This window comes from Pinisolibacter aquiterrae (assembly GCF_019160155.1).
In the GTDB taxonomy this organism is placed as follows: Bacteria; Pseudomonadota; Alphaproteobacteria; order Rhizobiales; family Ancalomicrobiaceae; genus Pinisolibacter; species Pinisolibacter aquiterrae.
Genome location: NZ_JAFNIH010000019.1, coordinates 1 through 18961, shown reverse-complemented (window position 1 = coordinate 18961; position 18961 = coordinate 1). Strand labels below are relative to the sequence as shown.

At 69.5% G+C, this 18961-nt stretch carries 16 protein-coding genes; 9 read left to right on the top strand and 7 right to left on the bottom strand.

What is annotated here, in order from left to right:
- The first annotated feature begins 81 nt into the window (after window positions 1–81).
- The 6 genes from ftsZ (at window position 82) to J3S89_RS04300 (ending at window position 8615) form a co-directional block, all read left to right on the top strand.
- Window positions 82–1947: a cell division protein FtsZ gene (gene ftsZ, locus J3S89_RS04325; RefSeq protein WP_217926254.1), complete on the top strand. Its 1866-nt coding sequence runs from the start codon at window positions 82–84 to the stop codon at window positions 1945–1947.
- A 301-nt stretch (window positions 1948–2248) separates the two neighbouring features.
- Window positions 2249–3211, top strand: a complete 963-nt coding sequence (gene lpxC / locus J3S89_RS04320) for a UDP-3-O-acyl-N-acetylglucosamine deacetylase (protein ID WP_230489273.1) — start codon at window positions 2249–2251, stop codon at window positions 3209–3211.
- A 220-nt stretch (window positions 3212–3431) separates the two neighbouring features.
- A complete protein-coding gene (locus tag J3S89_RS04315) occupies window positions 3432–4289 on the top strand; it encodes an outer membrane protein assembly factor BamD (RefSeq protein ID WP_230489274.1) in 858 nt (285 codons plus the stop codon).
- A 128-nt stretch (window positions 4290–4417) separates the two neighbouring features.
- Window positions 4418–6079 carry a DNA repair protein RecN gene (recN, locus tag J3S89_RS04310; RefSeq protein ID WP_217926252.1) on the top strand — a complete coding sequence of 554 codons (1662 nt, stop codon included), beginning with the start codon at window positions 4418–4420 and terminating at the stop codon, window positions 6077–6079.
- 46 nt (window positions 6080–6125) lie between these two features.
- Window positions 6126–8249 (top strand): NAD-dependent DNA ligase LigA, encoded by a 2124-nt coding sequence (ligA, locus tag J3S89_RS04305; protein WP_217926251.1) that lies wholly within the window; start codon window positions 6126–6128, stop codon window positions 8247–8249.
- Between the two features lie 189 nt (window positions 8250–8438).
- Window positions 8439–8615 (top strand): hypothetical protein, encoded by a 177-nt coding sequence (locus J3S89_RS04300; RefSeq protein WP_217926250.1) that lies wholly within the window; start codon window positions 8439–8441, stop codon window positions 8613–8615.
- Between the two features lie 45 nt (window positions 8616–8660).
- Here the strand turns inward: J3S89_RS04300 and J3S89_RS04295 are convergent, their stop codons facing one another.
- Entirely contained in the window at window positions 8661–10292 is a 1632-nt protein-coding gene (locus J3S89_RS04295) for an alpha-D-glucose phosphate-specific phosphoglucomutase (protein ID WP_217926249.1), read from the bottom strand.
- A 293-nt stretch (window positions 10293–10585) separates the two neighbouring features.
- Here J3S89_RS04295 and J3S89_RS04290 point away from each other — a divergent pair, with 293 nt between their 5' ends.
- Together J3S89_RS04290 and J3S89_RS04285 are read left to right on the top strand one after the other, a co-directional pair.
- Window positions 10586–10735 carry a hypothetical protein gene (locus tag J3S89_RS04290; RefSeq protein WP_217926248.1) on the top strand — a complete coding sequence of 50 codons (150 nt, stop codon included), beginning with the start codon at window positions 10586–10588 and terminating at the stop codon, window positions 10733–10735.
- A 181-nt stretch (window positions 10736–10916) separates the two neighbouring features.
- Window positions 10917–11252 carry an acyl-CoA thioesterase gene (locus tag J3S89_RS04285; protein ID WP_217926812.1) on the top strand — a complete coding sequence of 112 codons (336 nt, stop codon included), beginning with the start codon at window positions 10917–10919 and terminating at the stop codon, window positions 11250–11252.
- 1 nt (window position 11253) lies between these two features.
- Here the strand turns inward: J3S89_RS04285 and J3S89_RS04280 are convergent, their stop codons facing one another.
- The 6 genes from J3S89_RS04280 to J3S89_RS04255 form a co-directional block, all read right to left on the bottom strand.
- A complete protein-coding gene (locus J3S89_RS04280; protein ID WP_217926247.1) occupies window positions 11254–11889 on the bottom strand; it encodes a glutathione S-transferase family protein in 636 nt (211 codons plus the stop codon).
- 61 nt (window positions 11890–11950) lie between these two features.
- A complete protein-coding gene (locus J3S89_RS04275; protein ID WP_217926246.1) occupies window positions 11951–13762 on the bottom strand; it encodes an aminopeptidase P family protein in 1812 nt (603 codons plus the stop codon).
- A gap of 210 nt (window positions 13763–13972) precedes the next feature.
- Window positions 13973–14425: a baeRF12 domain-containing protein gene (locus J3S89_RS04270; RefSeq protein WP_217926245.1), complete on the bottom strand. Its 453-nt coding sequence runs from the start codon at window positions 14423–14425 to the stop codon at window positions 13973–13975.
- A 420-nt stretch (window positions 14426–14845) separates the two neighbouring features.
- Window positions 14846–15736, bottom strand: a complete 891-nt coding sequence (locus tag J3S89_RS04265; protein ID WP_217926244.1) for a 50S ribosomal protein L11 methyltransferase — start codon at window positions 15734–15736, stop codon at window positions 14846–14848.
- A 19-nt stretch (window positions 15737–15755) separates the two neighbouring features.
- A complete protein-coding gene (locus J3S89_RS04260; protein WP_217926243.1) occupies window positions 15756–16664 on the bottom strand; it encodes a 50S ribosomal protein L11 methyltransferase in 909 nt (302 codons plus the stop codon).
- 175 nt (window positions 16665–16839) lie between these two features.
- Window positions 16840–17505: a DJ-1/PfpI family protein gene (locus tag J3S89_RS04255; RefSeq protein WP_217926242.1), complete on the bottom strand. Its 666-nt coding sequence runs from the start codon at window positions 17503–17505 to the stop codon at window positions 16840–16842.
- A gap of 82 nt (window positions 17506–17587) precedes the next feature.
- Here J3S89_RS04255 and J3S89_RS04250 point away from each other — a divergent pair, with 82 nt between their 5' ends.
- Window positions 17588–18550: a GlxA family transcriptional regulator gene (locus J3S89_RS04250; protein WP_217926241.1), complete on the top strand. Its 963-nt coding sequence runs from the start codon at window positions 17588–17590 to the stop codon at window positions 18548–18550.
- Window positions 18551–18961 lie beyond the last annotated feature (411 nt).

Sequence of the window (18961 nt, the reverse complement as noted above, 5' to 3'; positions counted from 1 at the left end):
GAAAGGGGCGCGACCGGATCGTTCGGTGACGATGAAGACGACGACCGCCCGGCGCCCATGGGTGGGACAAGCGAGGATGCCATGACGCTCAATCTGAAGATGCCCGACATTCGGGAACTGAAGCCGAGGATCACCGTGTTCGGTGTGGGTGGTGCCGGTGGCAACGCCGTCAACAACATGATCCAGGCCGGATTGAAGGGCGTCGACTTCGTCGTCGCCAACACCGACGCTCAGGCGCTGACCCTGTCCAAGGCCGAACGCATCATCCAGATGGGCGTGGCGGTCACGGAAGGGTTGGGCGCCGGCTCGATGCCGGAAGTCGGCCGGGCCGCCGCCGACGAGGTCCTCGACGAGATCAACGATCACCTCACGGGCGCCCACATGGTCTTCATCACCGCCGGCATGGGCGGCGGCACCGGAACGGGTGCGGCGCCGGTCATCGCCAAGGCGGCGCGCGAGATGGGCATCCTCACCGTCGGCGTCGTCACCAAGCCGTTCCAGTTCGAGGGCGCCCGGCGCATGCGCGTCGCCGGCGACGGCATCGTCGAGCTGCAGAAGAGCGTCGACACGCTGATCGTCATCCCGAACCAGAACCTGTTCCGCATCGCCAACGAGCGGACCACCTTCGCCGACGCCTTCGCGATGGCCGACCAGGTGCTCTATTCGGGTGTCGCCTGCATCACCGATCTGATGGTCAAGGAAGGCCTCATCAACCTCGACTTCGCCGACGTCCGCTCGATCATGCGCGGCATGGGCAAGGCGATGATGGGCACCGGCGAATCCTCCGGCGACAAGCGCGCCCTCCAGGCCGCCGAGGCCGCGATCGCCAATCCGCTGCTCGACGAGACCTCGATGAAGGGCTCCAAGGGCGTCCTCATCTCGATCTCGGGCGGCAAGGATCTCACCCTGTTCGAGGTCGACGAGGCCGCCACCCGCATCCGCGAGGAAGTGGATCCGGACGCCAACATCATCCTCGGCGCCACCTTCGACGACAGCCTCGAGGGCGTGGTCCGCGTCTCGGTGGTCGCGACCGGCATCGACCAGGAGGTCAAGACCGAGGTGAACCAGCAGGAAGCGCGGATGGCGGATCTCGCCAACCGTCTGCGCGCCGCCGGCCGTCCGGTTCCCGCCGCGCTCGAGCCGCAGCGCGCCGCCGCCGCGGCGCCCGCGCCGAGCGCCGCCCATGCCCATGCGCACCACGCCCCGGCCGCTCCGGCCCCGGCGCCCGCTCCGGCCCCGGCGCCGGCTCCGGTCCATGCCGCCCCGGCGGCGGCCGCGCCGGCCCGCTCCGAGGAGATGGTGCGCGACGCGCTCGCCGCCCGCATGGAGCTCGACATCAAGGCCGTCGCCGCCTCGGCGATGGAAGCGCCTCAGCCGATGCCGCAGCCGGTGACCCAGGCGGCGGCCGACCCGGCCGTCACCATCCAGCGCTACGAGCCGGCGGCGCCGACCTACGTCCACAAGGACCCCATCCAGGAGATCGAGCAGCCGACGATGCGGGCCGAACCGCAGGTCGATCGCAGCCCCTACATCCCGCCGACCGCCGAGCGTCCGACCGCCCAGACCCGGGTGCCGCGCATCGACGAATTCCCGCCGATCGCTCAGCGCCAGATGGCGAAGCCCGAGGAGAGCCACGCCGAGGAGTCGCGTCCGCGCGGTCTGCTGCAGCGTCTCGCCCACGGTCTCGGCCGTCGCGACGAGCACGACGAGGCCCCGGCGGCGGCGCGCGAGCCGACCTTCCAACAGCCGGCGCCGCGTGAGGCCTCGGCCTATCGCTCGGCCTCTCACGAGGACTTCGCCAAGCGTCCGGCGCCGCGCGCGCCCGAGCCGACCCACCGTCCGGCGGCGGGCCATCTCGACCCGATGGGTCGTCCGAGCGTCGCCTCGCGGGCGAGCGAGGAAGACAATCTCGAGATTCCCGCCTTCCTGCGGCGTCAGGCGAACTGACGCGGCGTCCTTCGGAACGCCTCTCGAGCGGGGTCCGTCACATATGTGGCGGGCCCCGTTTCCGCATGTGCGAAGTGCTCTGCCATTTCATTGAAAGGAAAGGGAAATCGGAAATCCAATCGTGGTAACAATGTGTAATCAAGCGTGATTTCGCTTCGCGCTGCATGACGGGTAGTGTTCAGTCGAGGCTTCCTTCGGACGACCGCTTCGGCTCCCCCTCTCGGGTGCGGCGGCGGGACCGGGACGAGGGGAGGGAGATCATTTCCTCGAGTTCGGTCACGAGCGGGGCGGGGATCAACGGATGAAGACGATGGCGCGCAACACGGCGAACTTCCAGACGACGATCGGCGACACGGCTCGGGTCGTGGGGATCGGCGTCCACAGTGGTCTGCGCGTCTCGCTCTCGCTCCATCCCGCCGACCCCGACACCGGCATCGTCTTCCTGCGCACCGGCCTCGAGGGCGGGCGCGACGTCGAGATCCCCGCGGCCTGGAAGAACGTCTCCGCCACCGACCTCTGCACCATGGTGGGCGATCCGCGCGCGGCCTCGGTCGCGACGATCGAGCATCTGATGGCGGCGCTGCGCGGCCTCGGCATCGACAACGTGATCGTCGAGATCGACGGCTCGGAAGTCCCGGTGATGGACGGATCGTCGGAGGCCTTCGTCGAGGCGATCGATCAGGTCGGCGTGGTCCGCCAGGCGGTCCGTCGCCGCTTTCTCAAGATTCTCAAGCCGATCCGCGTCGAGAACGGCGCCGCCTGGGCCGAGCTGCGGCCCCACGAGGGATCGCGCTACGAGGTCACCATCGACTTCACCAATCCGGTGATCGGCCATCAGTCGATCGGGGTCGATCTGACGCCGGCCTCGTTCCGCGGCCAGATCTCGCGGGCGCGCACCTTCGGCTTCGTCTCCGATCTCGAGAAGCTGTTGCCGATGGGCCTGTGCCAGGGGTCGAGTCTCGAGAATTCGGTGGCGATCAAGGACGATCGCATTCTCAATCCGGAAGGCCTGCGTTTCGTCGACGAGTTCGTGCGGCACAAGCTGCTCGACGCGATCGGCGATCTGGCGCTGTCCGGCGCGCCGATCCAGGGGCTCTATCGCTCCTACAAGGGCGGCCATCGCCTCAACTTCATGACCCTTCAGGCGCTCTTCGCCGATCCGACCGCCTGGGCGCTGGTCGAGGCGGCGAGCCGTCCGGCGACGCCGGCGGCCGAGCTCGGCACCGCCATGGTGGCGCCCGCCTTCCGCGCCGAAGTGGCCTGAACCCGTCCCGACGATCCGCCGCGTCGCGCGTCCGATTTCGGTGTCCGCCACAAAAACGGACCAATGCCTTCTCACGAAGATGACGGCGAACGCTCGACGCGGTAGAAGGTCGAGCGAGGTCGCCGTCGTGTCGAGCGCGGCGGATGCTCGAGGTACAGCGGACGAGATGCGGGTTCGGCACGGTCGATCGCGTGAGCATGGGGATGGCGAAGTGATGGGCATGGGATTTTCGACGAACCCCGTCGCGGTGCTTCGGCGCATCGGTTCACGCGGGCGGGTGGGCTCGGCCCTGGCTCTGTCGCTGCTGCTCGCGTCCTGTGCCTCGCAGAAGGACGATCTTCTCGAGAACACCACGCCGGCCGACCAGCTCTACAACGAGGGTCTGGTGCAGCTGCAGGCGGGCAAGCGCGCCGACGCGGTGAAGAAGTTCGACGACGTCGACCGGCTCCACCCCTATTCGGAATGGTCGAAGAAGGCCGTGCTGATGCAGGCCTATACCCAGTTCGAGCGCGGCGCCTACACCGACTGCATCACCTCGGCGCAGCGCTTCATCACGCTCTATCCGACCAGCCCGGACGCAGCCTACGCCCAGTATCTGACGGCGGAGAGCTACTATCTGCAGATCCCCGACGTCAGCCGCGATCAGGCGCGCACCGCCAATGCGCTCGCCGCCTATGACGAGCTGATCCAGAAATATCCGACCTCGCCCTATGCCGAGGACGCGCGCAAGAAGATCCTCAGCGTCAAGGATCAGCTCGGCGGCAAGGAGATGGACATCGGCCGCTTCTACCTGCGCAAGCATCAGTATCTGGCGGCGATCAACCGCTTCAAGTCGGTGGTGTCGCAGTATCAGACGACCCGTCACGTCGAGGAGGCGCTGGCGCGTCTGGTCGAGTGCTACTACGCCATGGGCGTGGTCAACGAGGCGCAGACGGCGGCGGCGGTGCTCGGGCACAATTTCCCGGACAGCCCGTGGTACAAGGACAGCTACGACCTCCTCAAGAAGGGCGGCTACGAGCCGAGCGAGGACACGTCGAGCTGGATCTCGCGTTCGCTGGCGGGCGTGAAGCTCCTCTGAGGTCGACGTGCCCGGTGGGGGCGGAGGCGTGATCGTCCCGCGCGCGGTGTGAGCCGCGTCGGGGGGTTCCGATTCGTTCTCACTGCGGCTATCGTCCGACGACGCTCCCGGAGAATCACGGACACCCCATGCTCGCCGCCCTGTCGATCCGCGACATCGTTCTGATCGAACGGCTGGAGATCGATTTCGCGCGTGGTCTGACGGTACTGACCGGCGAGACCGGCGCGGGAAAATCGATCCTGCTCGACAGTCTGTCGCTGGCGCTCGGCGGGCGCGGCGATGCGGGGTTGGTGCGGCACGGCGCCGCCCAGGGGCAGGTCACGGCGGTGTTCGACGTGGCCGGCGATCACCCGGCGCGGCGGCTCCTCGCCGAGAACGACATCGAGGCGAGCGGCGATCTGATCGTCCGCCGGGTCCAGAGCGCCGATGGGCGTACCCGCGCCTTTCTCAACGACAGTCCGGTCTCCGCGACGCTGCTGCGTTCGGTCGGCGAACGGCTGGTCGAGATCCACGGCCAGCACGACGATCGCGCGCTCATCGACGAGCGCGAGCATCGCCGTCTGCTCGACGCCTTCGGTGGGCTCGAGGGGCCGGTCGCCGCGCTCGGGGCGGCGTGGAGCGCGTGGCGCAAGGCGATCCGCGAGCGCGACGGCCACCGCGCCCGGATCGAGGCGGCGCGGCGGGAGGCGGACTATCTGCGCGCCAGCCTCGAGGAACTCGACGCCCTGAAGCCGGAGGCGGGGGAGGAGACCGAACTCGCCACCCGGCGGCACAAGATGATGCAGTCGGAGAAGGTCGCGGGCGATCTCTCCGAGGCGGTCGAGACCTTCGAGGGCACCCATTCGCCGATCCCGGTGATCGTCACGCTGATGCGGACGCTGGAGCGCAAGGCCGGCGCCCTGCCGGGGCTGGCGGAGAGCGCGTTGAAGCCGATGGGCGAGGCGCTCGATCTGCTGGAGGCGGCGCGCGGGGCGCTGGAAGCCGCGTTGCGCGAGGCGGATTTCGATCCGCGCGAGTTGGAGCGCACCGAGGAGCGGCTGTTCGCGCTCCGGGCGGCGGCGCGCAAACATTCCTGCGCGGTCGACGCGCTGGCGCCGCTCCGGGTTCGGATGGCGACCGATCTCGCCGATCTCGATCACGGTGAGGAGCGGCTGGCGGCGCTGGAGGCGGCGGTCGAGGCGGCCGAGGCGGACTATCGCGTCCAGGCGCGGGCGCTCAGCGCGGCGCGCGAGACGGCGGCGCGGGCGCTGGAGATCGCCGTGGCGGCGGAACTGCCGGCGTTGAAGCTGGAGCGGGCGCGGTTCCTGATCGACCGCAGCGAGGACGCGCCGGGGACGGAGGGGATCGACCGGATCGAGTTCCACGTCCAGACCAATCCGGGCACCCGGGCCGGGCCGATGATGAAGGTGGCGTCGGGGGGCGAGCTGTCGCGCTTCCTGCTGGCGCTGAAGGTGTCGCTCGCCGACAAGGGCTCGGCGCCGACGCTGATCTTCGACGAGATCGACACCGGGGTCGGCGGTGCCGTCGCCGGGGCGATCGGCCAGCGTCTGGCGCGGCTCGCCGAGACGGTGCAGGTGATGAGCGTGACCCATGCGCCGCAGGTGGCGGCGCGGGCCGACACGCATTTCCTGATCTCGAAGGAGCCGGTCGCCGGTGGCGAGGACCGGGTGGTGACGCGGGTGGTGGAACTCGACGCGGACGCCCGCCGCGACGAGATCGCCCGTATGCTCTCCGGCGAGACGATCACGGCCGAGGCCCGCGCGGCGGCGGAGAGCCTGCTCGCCGGATGAGGCGTCGCGGGCGGTCGCTCGCGCCAACCCAATCACGAGGACGTCGATGTCGAACGATCGAACCGCGATCGCGCCGGACCAGCTCTCTCCCCCCGAGGCCGCCGCCGAGATGGCGCGGCTCGCCGAACGCGTCGCGGCGGCGGATGCGGCCTATCACCGCGACGACGCGCCGATCATGTCGGACGCCGACTACGACGCGATGCGGCGGCGGCTGGTGGCGCTCGAGGCGGCGTTCCCTGCGCTGAAGCGGGCGGATACGCCGACGGCGGCGATCGGGGCGGGGCCCTCTGAGAAGTTCGAGAAGGTGCGGCACGTCGTGCCGATGCTCTCGCTCGACAACGCCTTTTCGGACGAGGACGTGGCCGAGTTCGTGGCGCGCGTCCACAAGTTCCTCGCCACCCACGGCCAGCCGATCACCTTCACCGCCGAGCCGAAGATCGACGGCCTCTCGCTGTCGCTGCGCTATGAGGCGGGGCGGCTCGTCTCGGCGGCGACGCGCGGCGACGGGGCGGAGGGCGAGAACGTCACCGCCAACGTGCTGACGATCGCCGAGATCCCGCAAGTGCTGTCGGGCGACCTGCCGGAGGTGCTCGAGGTGCGCGGCGAGGTCTACATGGCCCATGCCGACTTCACGGCGCTCAACGCCAAGGCGGAGGCCTTCGGCGGCAAAGTCTTCGCCAATCCGCGCAACGCCGCCGCCGGATCCCTGCGCCAGCTCGATCCGAAGATCACTGCGTCGCGGGTCCTGAAGTTCTTCGCCTATGCCTGGGGCGAGATCGTGCCGGAGTGGGAGGTCGCGACCCAGTTCGAGCGGGTCGAGGCCTTCGGGCGCTGGGGGTTCCCGATCAATCCGCGCATGGTGCGCTGTTCCTCGGTCGAGGAGATGCTGGCGGTCTATCGCGGGCTCGAGGCGGACCGGGCGAACCTCGGCTACGACATCGACGGCGTCGTCTACAAGGTCGATCGGATCGATCTCCAGACCCGGCTCGGCTTCGTGTCGCGCTCGCCCCGCTGGGCGATCGCCCACAAGTTTCCGGCGGAGAAGGCGCGGACGATCCTCGAGGGGATCGACATCCAGGTCGGCCGCACCGGGGCGCATACGCCGGTGGCGCGGCTGATGCCGGTCACGGTCGGCGGGGTCGTCGTCACCAACGCGACGCTGCACAATGCCGACGAGATCGTCCGGCTGGACGCGCGCATCGGCGACACGGTGGTGGTGCAACGGGCCGGCGACGTGATCCCGCAGATCGTCGAGGTGGTCGACGACGGGGCGCATGCCGCGCGTCCGGCCTTCGAGTTCCCGCATCTCTGCCAATGCGACCTCAAGACGGCGCTGATCCGCGAGGAGACCGCCTCGGGCGAGGAGGGCAAGATCCGTCGCTGCACCGGCGAATTCGCCTGTCCGTTCCAGCGCCAGGAGCACTTGCGCCAGTTCGTCGGCCGCAAGGCCTTCGACATCGAGGGGCTCGGCGAGAAGCAGATCGAGTTCTTCTTCGCCGATCCGGATCTCCCGGTGCGGGAGCCGGCCGACATCTTCACGCTCGCCGAGCGCAATGCGGCGAACCCGCTGAAGAAGCTCGAGAACAAGGAAGGGTTCGGCCCGGTCTCCGTCGCCAAGCTCTTCGCGGCGATCGAGGCGCGGCGGACGATTGCGCTCGAGCGCTTCGTCTTCGCGCTCGGCATCCGCAACGTCGGCGAGACCACGGCGCGGCAGTTGGCGCGGGCCTATGGCTCGTGGGCGGCGTTCCACGAGGCGGCGGAGAAGATCGTCGCCGGCGACGCGGTGGCGCGCGAGGAGATGGACGCGATCGACCAGATCGGCGAGACGGTGATCGACAGCGTCGCCGCCTATTTCCGCGAGCCGCACAATCGGGCGATCGTCGAGAAACTGGTCGCGGAACTCACCATCGTCGACGCGGAGACGCCGAAGTCGGACACGGCGGTCGCCGGCAAGACGGTGGTCTTCACCGGCAGCCTGGAGAAGATGACCCGCGACGAGGCCAAGGCGATGGCCGAACGGCTCGGCGCCAAGGTCGCCGGATCCGTCTCGGCCAAGACCCACATCGTCGTGGCGGGGCCGGGGGCGGGCTCGAAGCTCGCCAAGGCGCAGGCGCTCGGCGTCCAGGTCATGACCGAGGAGGAATGGCTGGCGCTGGTCGGGGCGGGGTGACGGCCGGCGACCGGCCGATCGACGCCGCATGAATTTGCATGACGGGCATGAATTGCCATTCCTGCCCGCATATCGTCATAGTCGGATGTGATCTTCGTCACAACGACAGCGGCGCGCCCGATGGAGGCGTGCCCGAGGGAAGAACGTCGAGCCGAGTGGGCCTGTCAGGATTTCGATCAGGAGACCACCATGACCCGACTCATCGCGCTCGCCGGACGGCTGTTCCGCGGCGACTTCGGCGAGGCCGACGCGGCCGCCGAGCACGACGACAGTTCGATGCGGATCGATCTGGAACTCTCGCACCGGGAAGCGGCGCGCGAGGGAACCCGCACGCGTTACGTCCTCGGCGGCGCCTGCCGCTGGTGACCTCGCCCGGGGACGGCCGAGGGCCGTCCCGGCGATCGGAGGCCTTCAGGTGATCACGTTCGGCGCGTCGCGGCCGGTGCGCCTCTCGATGCCGGCGATGGCGTCGGCGGCGTCGAGGACGCCGGCCAGCACCATCTGCGAGTCGAGATCGTGGCGGGCGGGATCGGCCTCGAACAGTTCGACGTAGAGGCGTAGCGTGGCGCCTTCCGTGCCGGTGCCGGAGAGGCGGAAGATGGCGCGGCTGCCGTCCTCGAAGCCGATGCGCACGCCCTGTTTCGACGAGACCGAGCCGTCGGTCGGGTCGGTGTAGGCGAAATCGTCGGCGCTGGTGACGAGCAGGCCGGCGAAGACCTTGCCCGGCAGGGTCGCCAGAGACGCCCGCAGGTCGGCGAACAGGGCATCGGCGACGTCGGTCGGCAGCGCCTCGTAGTCGTGGCGCGAATAGTAGTCGCGGCCGTAGGTCTTCCAGTGATCGTGGACGATCTCCATGATCGACTGGCGCCGGGTGGCGACGATGTCGAGCCAGATCAGGATCGCCCAGAGGCCGTCCTTCTCGCGGACGTGGTCGGAGCCGGTGCCGGCGCTCTCCTCGCCGCAGATCGTCACCTTGCCCGCATCGAGCAGATTGCCGAAGAACTTCCAGCCGGTGGGCGTCTCGTACATGCCGACGCCGAGTTTCGCGGCGACGCGGTCGGCGGCGCGGCTGGTCGGCATCGACCGGGCGATGCCCTTCAGGCCGGCCGTATAGCCCTTGGCGAGGTGGAGATTGGCGGCGAGCAGCGCCAGACTGTCGGAGGGGGCGACCGAGATGCCGCGTCCCAGAACGATGTTGCGGTCGCCGTCGCCGTCGGAGGCCGCGCCCATGTCGGGCGCGTCGGGGCCGAACATGATGTCGAACAGCTCCTTGGCGTGGACCGGATTGGGGTCGGGGTGGTGGTGGCCGAAGTCCGGCAGCGGCGTGCCGTTGACCACGGTGCCTTTCGGCGCGCCCAGCTCGCCTTCCAGGATGGCGGTGGCATAGGGTCCGGTGACGGCGCTCATGGCGTCGAAACGCAGCGTGAAGCCGGAGGCGAAGAGCGCGCGGATGCGGTCGAAATCGACGAGATCGCGCATCATCGCGACATAGTCGGCGACGGGATCGACGATCTCCACCACCATGCCGGCGAGGTCGAAGGTGCCGAGCGTCTCGATCGAGGGGGCGGCCTCCTCGACGATGGCGTAGGTGGCGATGGTCTTGGTCGCCTCGAAGATCGCGTCGGTGATCGGCTCGGGGGCGGGGCCGCCGTTCGAGACGTTGAACTTCAGGCCGAAGTCCTCGTCGGGGCCGCCGGGATTGTGCGAGGCGGAGAGCACGAAGCCGCCGAAGGCCTTGCGGATGCGGATCAGGTTGGACGCCGCCGGCGTCGAGAGGATGCCGCCACGGCCGACGATCGCGCGCTTCGCCCCGTTGGCGGCGAGCATGCGCAGGATCACGCCGATCGCGGTGTCGTTGTAGAAGCGGCCGTCGCCGCCGACGACGATCTCGCGATCCTTCACGCCGCCGACGCCCTCGATGATCGCTTGGACGTAGTTTTCGAGATAGCCCGGCTCCATGAAGATCCGCGTCTTCTTGCGCAGTCCCGAGGTGCCCGGCTTCTGACCGGCGATCGGACGGGTGGGGACGGTCGAGACGGCCATGACGAGGCTCCTTGGCTTTCCGCGCGGCGTCGCCATCCCTAGCCCGACGGCGGGCGAAATTCCATACGCGCTCGACCGAAGAGGGGGATGTCGCAGTCTCGGCGGCCGTCGCCGGGTTCGGCTTGCTGCAATCGCATGGCTTTCATGCATGAAATTGCGAAGGCGGATCATTCATGTTGCGGCGCAATATGGTAGGCTTCGCGCACAATGACAGTGCGGGGATCGAACCGCAGTCGAGGAGGGACGCGCGACCGAGGGCTTCAGGTCCAATTTCACCGACGAAGGAGGGTTCCATGGTCGGTCTTCTCGAGGTTCTGCGCCGCACCTTCGGTCTCACGGTCGCGCCGACGCGGCCGCGGTTCCGTTCGACGACGGACGAATGCGGCATGCGCGAATACAGCCGCCACGCCGGTCTGCGCCATCGCTGGATCGATCACGACTGATCGATCGCGGGTTCGTCCTCGGCCGGTCGGGTTCACCGATCGGCTTCCAGCGGCGTCGGGTCGCGGCGACGCGGGTTCGCCCGCCGCGCATCATCGCGACGCCTTCCGCCGTCTCGTCCGTCCGGAGTTCCGCGTGTCCGATCATCCGCCCGACAGCGCCCCCGTCATCCGCACCATCGCCATGCCGGGCGACACCAATCCGGCCGGCGACATCTTCGGCGGTTGGCTGATGGCCCACATGGACCTCGCCGCCGGCAACGTCGCGACGCGACGCGCGCGTGGGCGCGCGGCGACGATCGCGGTCGAGGGGATGGCGTTTCTGAAGCCGGTTCTGGTCGGTGACGAGGTCAGTTTCTACGGGACCATCGTCGGCACGGGCCGCACCTCGATGAAGATCCTGATCGAGGCCTGGCGCCGTCCGCGCGAGGGCGACGAGATGGTCAAGGTGACCTCGGCCGTCTTCACCTTCGTGGCGATCGGCGAGGATCGCCGACCGCGTCCGTTGCCCGAGGTGTGACTCAGGCGTCGGTCGGCTTCGAGGGCATCAGCTCCCACGGTCCCTTCCAGCCGGGCAGCGCGGCGAGGCGTTGCCGCCAGGCATCGATCGCCGGGAACATCGTCCAGGGATCGAAGCCGACCTCCTCGTCGTAGAAGACGTAGCCGGCGAGCGAGAAGTCGGCGATGGTCGGGCGGCCGCCGACGAGCCAATCGGTCACCTCGAGCTGCTTCTCCACCACCTTCCAGGCGTCGATCACGCGGCCGCGCAGGAACTCCGTGACCGGGCTCTCGGGCATCTTCTTGATGCCGAGCATGAAGCGCAGGGTGGCGAAGTAGCTGGTGAACTTGTGATTGTCGAACAGGATCCAGCGCAGGATCTCGCGCTTCTCGTCGGCGTCGGCGCCGCCGAACCGGCCCGTCTGCTCGACCAGATAGTCGAGGATGACGCCCGACTGGGTCAGCGCGCGCGAGCCGTGGATCAGAACCGGGGCCTCGCCCATGGCGTTGATGGTCTCGCGCCATTGCTCGGAGCGGGTCGCTCCTTGAAAGAACGGCACCCACAGCGGCGTCCAATCGCAGCCGGTCAGTTCCAGCATCAGGGCCGCCTTGTAGGAATTGCCGCTTTCGCCGAAGCAGTGAAGGCGATAGTCGCTCATGGAAGCCTCTCGAAGGCGCCGACGGCGGTGGCCGTCTCGGGGTGGGGACGGCCGGGCCGTCTCAGGGGCGGGAGGAACGGCCGAGCGGCCGGGTCGCCTGCTCGAGCCAGGACCGGGTGGTCGCGTCGAGATGCGGGCCGACGCCTGCGCGGACGCGGGCGTGATAGGCGTCGAGCCAAGCGATCTCGTCGCGGGCGAGCAGGCGCGTGTCGACGAGGCGGGTGTCGATCGGGATCAGGGTCAGGGTCTCGAATCCGAGCATCGGCCGCTCGCCGCCGGCGATCGCCTCGGCCGGCATGACCAACTCGAGGTTCTCGATGCGGATGCCGAATTGGCCGGTGCGGTAGTAGCCGGGCTCGTTGGAGACGATCATGCCGGGGCGCAGGGGCACCGCGCCGGTCTTGGCGATGCGCTGCGGCCCCTCGTGAACCGACAGGAACGAGCCGACGCCGTGGCCGGTGCCGTGGTCGTAGTCGAGGCCGGCCTTCCACAGGGCGATGCGGGCGAGCGTGTCGAGAGCGGCGCCGGGCGTGCCGACCGGGAACCGCGCCGAGGAGATCGCGATGTGGCCCTTCAGCACCAGAGTGAAGCAGCGGCGCATCTCGTCGGAGGGCGTGCCGACGGCGATGGTGCGGGTGACGTCGGTGGTGCCGTCGCGATACTGGCCGCCGGAATCGAGCAGGAACAGGCTGTCGCGATCGATCCGCCGATTGGTCTGGCGAGTCGCGTGATAATGGACGATGGCGCCGTTGGGGCCGGCGCCGGAGATGGTGCCGAAGGAGAGATCGATCAGTTCGCCGCTCTCGGCGCGCAGCGCCTCGAGGCGCTCGCAGCAGCCGATCTCGTCGCCGGTGTGACCCTCGGCGTCGAACCAGGCGAGGAACTTCACCATGGCGACGGCGTCGCGCAGATGGGCGGCGCGGGTGCCCTCGATCTCGGCGGCGTTCTTGCACGCCTTGGGCAGGATCACCGGATCCTCCTTCTCGACCACGCGGGCGCCGGCCGTCTCCAGGCGGCGGACCAGGATCTCCGGGGTCCAGGCGGGATCGAGCGCGACCGCGCCGCCGGCGAGGCGGTCGAGCGCGGCGAGCAGCGCGTCGCGGTCGGCGACGTCGACGTGCGGGGCGAGATGGGCGCGGACCTCGGCGTCGAGCTTCTCCGGCGCGACGAAGAGCGTCGGACGACCCTTCGCGGGCACCAGGGCGAAGGCGAGCGGGATCGGATTGTGGGCGACGTCGCGGCCGCGAATGTTGAAGAGCCATGCGATCGAATCGGGCTGGGTCAGCAACACGGCGTCGGCGCCGAGATCGGCGGCGATGCGGGCGATCTTGGTCTCGACGGTTTCGCCCGCGAAGGCGAGCGGCTGGACCGAGATCGGGCCGGTCGGCGGGGCCGGCCGGTCGCTCCAGATGCGATCGACGAGGTTCTCCGCCACCGCGACGAGCTCGGCGCTGCGCTTGGCGAGGCCCTCGATCAGACGCCGGGTCTGGGCGCGGGTGTGGAGCCAGGGGTCGAAACCGATGCGGCCGCCCTCCGGCGCGTTCTCGGCGAGCCAGTCGTGGACGGGCGTGGCGACGCCGTCGACGGGGGTGAAGGCGGCCGGATCGACCTCGGCGCGGATCTGCAGCGTGTAGCGGCCGTCGGAGAGGACGGCGGCGCGCTCGGCGAGCGCCACGGCGATGCCGGCCGAGCCGGAAAAGCCGGTCAGCCAATGCAGCCGTTCGGCCGAGGGGGGCACGTATTCGCCCTGGAATTCGTCGGCGCGCGGCACGAGGAAACCATCGAGGCCGACGCGCGCCATCTCGGTGCGCAGGCGGGCGAGGCGGGGGGCGCCGAGGGTGGGGTCGGCGAGGGTGTCGAAGCTCTGGAACATGAGGCGCGAGTGTAGCGTCGCGCCGCGTTCCGGCAAGCGGTCTCGCGCGCAGAGCTCCCCGGCGTCGCCTCCCGAGGGGGGCGAAACAGGGGCGCGAAATGTCGAAGGCCGCGCCGGTTCTCGCGAACCGGCGCGGCCTTTCGAGCGGGATCATCTTTCGGTCGCCGCCACGAACGCGTCAGGGGGAGGAGCGCGTCCGTGAGCGGGGGGTCAGCCGGCGGCCAGCAGGATGGTCTCGATGTCGGCGATGGTGTGGCGCGTCAGGTCCTTGTCGATTTCGGCACGCAGACGCGCCTTGGCCTCGCCGGAGAGGTCTTGGCGCAGCTCGGCGAGGATGCGCGGCGGCGCCACCACGATCAGGTGGTCGTAACGGCCGTCGTGAGCGGCGGCGTTGAGGTCGGCGGCCAGACTGGCGGCGAAACGACGCTCTTCCTGCTCGTGCCAATCGGTCTCCTCGACGCTGGAGCGCATCGAGCCGACCGAGGCATAGGCGCGGCCGGGCGCGTCGCTGCCCTGCTCGCGGGTCGGAGGATTGGTGGTCTCGCGGCTGGCGATGCAGTGGAGGTTCGGCGCTTCCGCCAGACCGTCGTTGCGCAGGACCATGGCCCTGCGACCGTCACCGACCAGGATCCAGGTTCCATTGGCGATCTTCATACGGGGCATGATGTCCCTCCCACTGGTCAACGGGTTCGGGATCCGTCATCGCACTTTCGGTCTCCGATACCTCCATGGCGAATGTAGGTATCAAGTCGTCACTCGGTCAATAGCGAGTCTTACGACTACACATTTGTTTGACGGCTCGCGAGGGGCGGATGTATGCAATGACGCGGTGCATTCGTATTATTTTAATTTATTCCAATCGAGTGCGATATAGACTTTCAATGATTTTCAGAAACATGAGATATGACGCGGGCCCTCGAGAATTTTCGACACGATTCGGAGGTCACGCGAGGTGGAAGACGATCACGACCGAGCGTCGAGACACGCTTCCACTCCGGTCGAGCGAAGCAATCGGCGAGCGCGCGCGTCGATCGACGCGGCAGCCCGTCAAAAATACGGAGAGCGAATACGTCTAGACGGCGATCAGCGATCACCCGTCTCGAGCACCAGGGCGAGCCAGCCGTCGCGTTCGACCTCGAAGGCGAGACGCAGGCCCTGCGAGGCCCAGGCGGCGAGCACCAATTGCCGTTCGATGGTGCGCAGCCCGGAGAGAATCACCACCGACCGGCGCGCCAGCTGCGCGGCGACTGGGAAGGCCAACTTGGTCAGGGGACGGGCCAGGATGTTGGCGAGCACCAGATCGTAGGGGCCCTCGGTGTCGAGCAGGCGCGCCTTCATGCCGTCGGCGACGATGCAGCGGACTTCCGCGCCGACGCCGTTCAGATGGGCGTTGCGGGCGGCGATCCGCACGGCGACGGGGTCGATGTCGGTGGCGATCACCGGCACGCGCAACACCCGGGCGGCGGCGATGGCGAGCACGGCGGTGCCGGTGCCGAGATCGAGCGGACGCTCGAAGCGGCGCGCCTTGAGGAGCCGGTCGAGCGCCATCAGGCAGCACCAGGTGGTGGCATGGTGGCCGGTGCCGAAGGCCATCTCGGCGTCGATCTCGATCGAAATGCCCGAGGGCGGGCGGCGATGGCGATCGTGACTGCCGTGGACGTAGAAGCGGCCGGCCTGGACGGGGTGGCGGATCTCCTCGCTCATCGCGACCCAATTGGCGTCGAGATCGAGCACCGAGGTGGTGAGCGGCGCGGTGAAGGCGTCGGTGCCGAGCGCGTCGCGGATGAGATCGGCGGCCTGTTCCTCGCTCTCGGCGTCGAAGACGAGGGTGTCGACCGACCAGATCTCCGAATAAGGCACCGTCTCCTCGCGGGTGACGGGATAGCCCTCGTCCTCGAAGGCTTCGCCGAGGAGGCGCTCGAGGCGTTCGGATTCGGGGCCTTCGGCGACGAGGCGGACCTGGACGGCGGGCATGGGAAACTCCGTGAGGGCGTCAGGGCTTCTGGAAGGTGAGCGAGGCCCATTCCTTGATCGACCGGCGCGAGACGAGACGCAAGCCCCGGGCGCGATAGGCGTGCTCGAGCCGGCTCTGCTCGCCGATCCGCAAGCCCGCCACCACCAGGAAGGCGCCCGGCGCCATCAGCGGCACCAGCGCTCCGGCCATATGGCAGAGCGGATCGGGCAGGATGTTGGCCAGCACCAGATCGAAGGGCGCGGCGCGGGCGATGCGGACGTCGGTCAGGCCGTCGGCGGTCAGCGCCCGGAAGGCGCGGTCGACGCCGTTGAGGCGGCGGTTGCGCTCGGCGGTGGCGACGGCGTGCGGAGCGATATCGGTCGCCAGCACCGGGACGGTCGGGCACAATCGCGCGAAGGCGAGGCCGAGAATGCCGGTGCCGGTGCCGAGATCGAGGACGTTTCTCGGCCGGGCGAGCTTCAGGATCTCGTCGAGACCGGCGAGCGAGAGCTGGGTCGAGGCGTGATCGCCCGAGCCGAAGGCGGAGGAGGCCTCGATCAGCACGTCCTCGCGGCGCAGCGCCTCCGGGCGATTGTGTTCGCCGAAGACGCGGAAGCGGCCGGCCGCGATCGGCGGCAGCGCGTCGAGGCCGATGGCGGCCCAATCGGCGCCGTCGAGCGGGCGCTGGGTGGCGCGGGCGAGGGTGGCGAGCGCGGCCTCGCGGGAGACGATGCCGTCGGCCTCGAGGAGGTCGGCGAGGCTCTCGGCGAGGTCGGCCTCGTCGAGCGCCTCGGGGAAATAGGCCTCGACCCCCCAGGTGCCGTCGCCGTGGTCGAAGGCGCCGGCGGCATCGGCGAAGGCGAAGACGAGTTCGCCGTCGCCGAGGGCGTCGGCGACGCGGGTGGCGATCGAGCGGGTGGTGGTGAGGCGATAGACGTGGGTCGGCATGGCGCGCGGCATAGCACGGGAGCGCGGGCCTGTCGCGGGCCCGTGTGCGTGTGCGCCGGCTCGGATCGTTCGGCTTCGAACGGCACGGCCCGTCGTGGCTTCGCCCTTCGAGGCCCGGCGATGCCGGGCGCCTCAGGGTGAAGCCGAACGATGGGGGCGAGCCTCATGCGCCGCTTCACGCCCCGGCCAGAAGCCGTTCCCGCTCGGTGCGCGAACCGGCCATGGCGGCCTTGGCGGCGGCGAGGATCTCCGGGGCGGCGGTCTTCGGGGTGCCGTCGCCGAAGGGCGGGGCGGGGGCGTATTCGAGCGCGAGTTGGACGACCCGGGCCTCGGTCTCGCCGATCAGCTCGGCCACCACCACCAGCGCGAAGTCGATGCCCGAGGTGACGCCGCCGGCGGTGAAGAGCGTGCCGTCGCGCACCACCCGCGCCTCGACCGGGATCGCGCCGAAGGCGGGGAGGAAATCGACGGCGTTCCAATGGGTCGTCGCCTTCTTGCCCCGCAGGAGGCCGGCGGCGCCGAGCACCAGCGAGCCGGTGCACACCGAGGTGACGTAGCGCGCGCCGGCCGCCTGCCGCCGCAGGAAGTCGAGCGTCTCCGCGTCGGCGAGAAGGGCGTTGACGCCGCCGCCGCCGGGCACGCAGACGACGTCGAACTGTGGGGCGTCGGCGAAGGTCAGGTCGGGGGTGAGGACGAGGCCGGTGGCGGTCGTGACGGGCTCGAGCGACTTCCAGACCAACTCCACCTTCGTGCCGGGGGCGGAGGCGAAGACCTCGTAAGGGCCGGTCAGGTCGAGTTGCTGGACGCCGGGGAAGACGAGAATGCCGATGCGGAGGGTCATGCGCGGGTCTCCTGGTTGACGATCGGAGCCTAGCGGGCGACGATCCGGCGTGATTGCCATTCACCCCTCGGATCTCGCCAAAATGCGCCGCGTCGAAATCCTCGCCTTTCCCGCCTGCCAGTTGCTCGACGTCGCCGGCCCCTTGCAGGTCTTCGCCTCGGCCAACGATCGAGCGGGGATCGCCGGCGAGCCGGTGCCTTACGAGGCGGTGGTGGTGGCGGCGGAGCCGCGGGTGCGGACCTCGTCGGGGCTCGAACTCGCGGCCGCGCCGCTTCCCGCGACCGACGCGCCGCTCGACACGCTGATCGTCGCCGGCGGCTTCGGGGTCTACGGGGCCTGCGACGACGCGGGGCTGGTCGATTGGGTCCGCGCGCGAGCGGGTGCCGCGCGGCGGGCGGCGTCGGTGTGCAGCGGGGCGTTCCTGCTCGCCTCGACCGGGCTTCTCGACGGGCGGCGCGCGGTCACCCATTGGCATCGCTGCGACGAATTTCAGGCGCGTTTCCCGAAGGTTCGGCTGGAGCCCGATCCGATCTTCATCCGCGACGGCGAGGTCTGGACCTCGGCCGGGGTCACGGCGGGGATCGATCTGGCGTTGGCGATGGTCGAGGCCGATCTCGGCCGGGCGGTGGCGCTCGACGTGGCGCGGCAGTTGGTGGTCTTCCTCAAGCGACCGGGCGGGCAGTCGCAGTTCTCGGTGGCGCTGTCGCTTCAGGACGCGAGCGGTCGTTTCGACGATCTCCACGCCTGGATGGCGCTCCATCTCGACCAGCCGCTGACGCTCGCCGACCTCGCCGACAAGGCGGCGATGAGCGCCCGCAGCTTCTCGCGCCACTATCGGCAGGCGACGGGGCGGACGCCGGCGCGGGCGGTGGAGGAGATGCGGCTCGAGGCGGCGCGGCGGATGCTGGAAGAGGGGCGGGCGGTCGCCCGGGTCGCGCGGCGCTGCGGCTTCGGCGCCGAGGAGACGATGCGGCGGGCGTTTCTGCGCCGGTTCGGGATCGGACCGCAGGCCTATCGCGAGCGTTTTTCGGCGGAAGCCGAATAAAGGCGCCGCCGCCTCGATTTGTTCATACTTTATTCACGATATCGGTGTCATATGGTGCCCATGGTGGTCCGAGCCGAAAGGCACGGACTTCAGGGAGCCTTCCCGCCATCGGGTCGACCACGGATGTACTGGCGGGCGACGGAACAGGTGAAGGCATCCCGTGGAAGCCCCGGTCGTCGAGACGCAAGTCTTACCGCCGGGGTTTTTTGCGTCTGGGGGTGGTGGGTGGACGAAGGCGCCACGGCTGAGGTCGAGGCGGGTTGAGGCTGCGACCGCTCTGCGCCGATTCCGTTGAAAAACTCGCCGGCGGCGCGGCATGCATTCGGCGACGATGGGCCCCACGCTCGAGTTTGAGAGGGCCCTCCCTCCTCAAGTCGCCCCGACCGGCTCGTTCATCGGGATCAGCTTGGC

Excerpts from the sequence above, each read along its gene's own strand:
- ftsZ (WP_217926254.1), top strand. The coding sequence starts at position 82 with ATGACGCTCAATCTGAAGATGCCCGACATTCGGGAACTGAAGCCGAGG.
- lpxC (WP_230489273.1), top strand. The coding sequence starts at position 2,249 with ATGAAGACGATGGCGCGCAACACGGCGAACTTCCAGACGACGATCGGC.
- J3S89_RS04315 (WP_230489274.1), top strand. The coding sequence starts at position 3,432 with ATGGGATTTTCGACGAACCCCGTCGCGGTGCTTCGGCGCATCGGTTCA.
- recN (WP_217926252.1), top strand. The coding sequence starts at position 4,418 with ATGCTCGCCGCCCTGTCGATCCGCGACATCGTTCTGATCGAACGGCTG.
- ligA (WP_217926251.1), top strand. The coding sequence starts at position 6,126 with ATGTCGAACGATCGAACCGCGATCGCGCCGGACCAGCTCTCTCCCCCC.
- J3S89_RS04300 (WP_217926250.1), top strand. The coding sequence starts at position 8,439 with ATGACCCGACTCATCGCGCTCGCCGGACGGCTGTTCCGCGGCGACTTC.
- J3S89_RS04295 (WP_217926249.1), bottom strand. The coding sequence starts at position 10,292 with ATGGCCGTCTCGACCGTCCCCACCCGTCCGATCGCCGGTCAGAAGCCG.
- J3S89_RS04290 (WP_217926248.1), top strand. The coding sequence starts at position 10,586 with ATGGTCGGTCTTCTCGAGGTTCTGCGCCGCACCTTCGGTCTCACGGTC.
- J3S89_RS04285 (WP_217926812.1), top strand. The coding sequence starts at position 10,917 with ATGCCGGGCGACACCAATCCGGCCGGCGACATCTTCGGCGGTTGGCTG.
- J3S89_RS04280 (WP_217926247.1), bottom strand. The coding sequence starts at position 11,889 with ATGAGCGACTATCGCCTTCACTGCTTCGGCGAAAGCGGCAATTCCTAC.
- J3S89_RS04275 (WP_217926246.1), bottom strand. The coding sequence starts at position 13,762 with ATGTTCCAGAGCTTCGACACCCTCGCCGACCCCACCCTCGGCGCCCCC.
- J3S89_RS04270 (WP_217926245.1), bottom strand. The coding sequence starts at position 14,425 with ATGCCCCGTATGAAGATCGCCAATGGAACCTGGATCCTGGTCGGTGAC.
- J3S89_RS04265 (WP_217926244.1), bottom strand. The coding sequence starts at position 15,736 with ATGCCCGCCGTCCAGGTCCGCCTCGTCGCCGAAGGCCCCGAATCCGAA.
- J3S89_RS04260 (WP_217926243.1), bottom strand. The coding sequence starts at position 16,664 with ATGCCGACCCACGTCTATCGCCTCACCACCACCCGCTCGATCGCCACC.
- J3S89_RS04255 (WP_217926242.1), bottom strand. The coding sequence starts at position 17,505 with ATGACCCTCCGCATCGGCATTCTCGTCTTCCCCGGCGTCCAGCAACTC.
- J3S89_RS04250 (WP_217926241.1), top strand. The coding sequence starts at position 17,588 with ATGCGCCGCGTCGAAATCCTCGCCTTTCCCGCCTGCCAGTTGCTCGAC.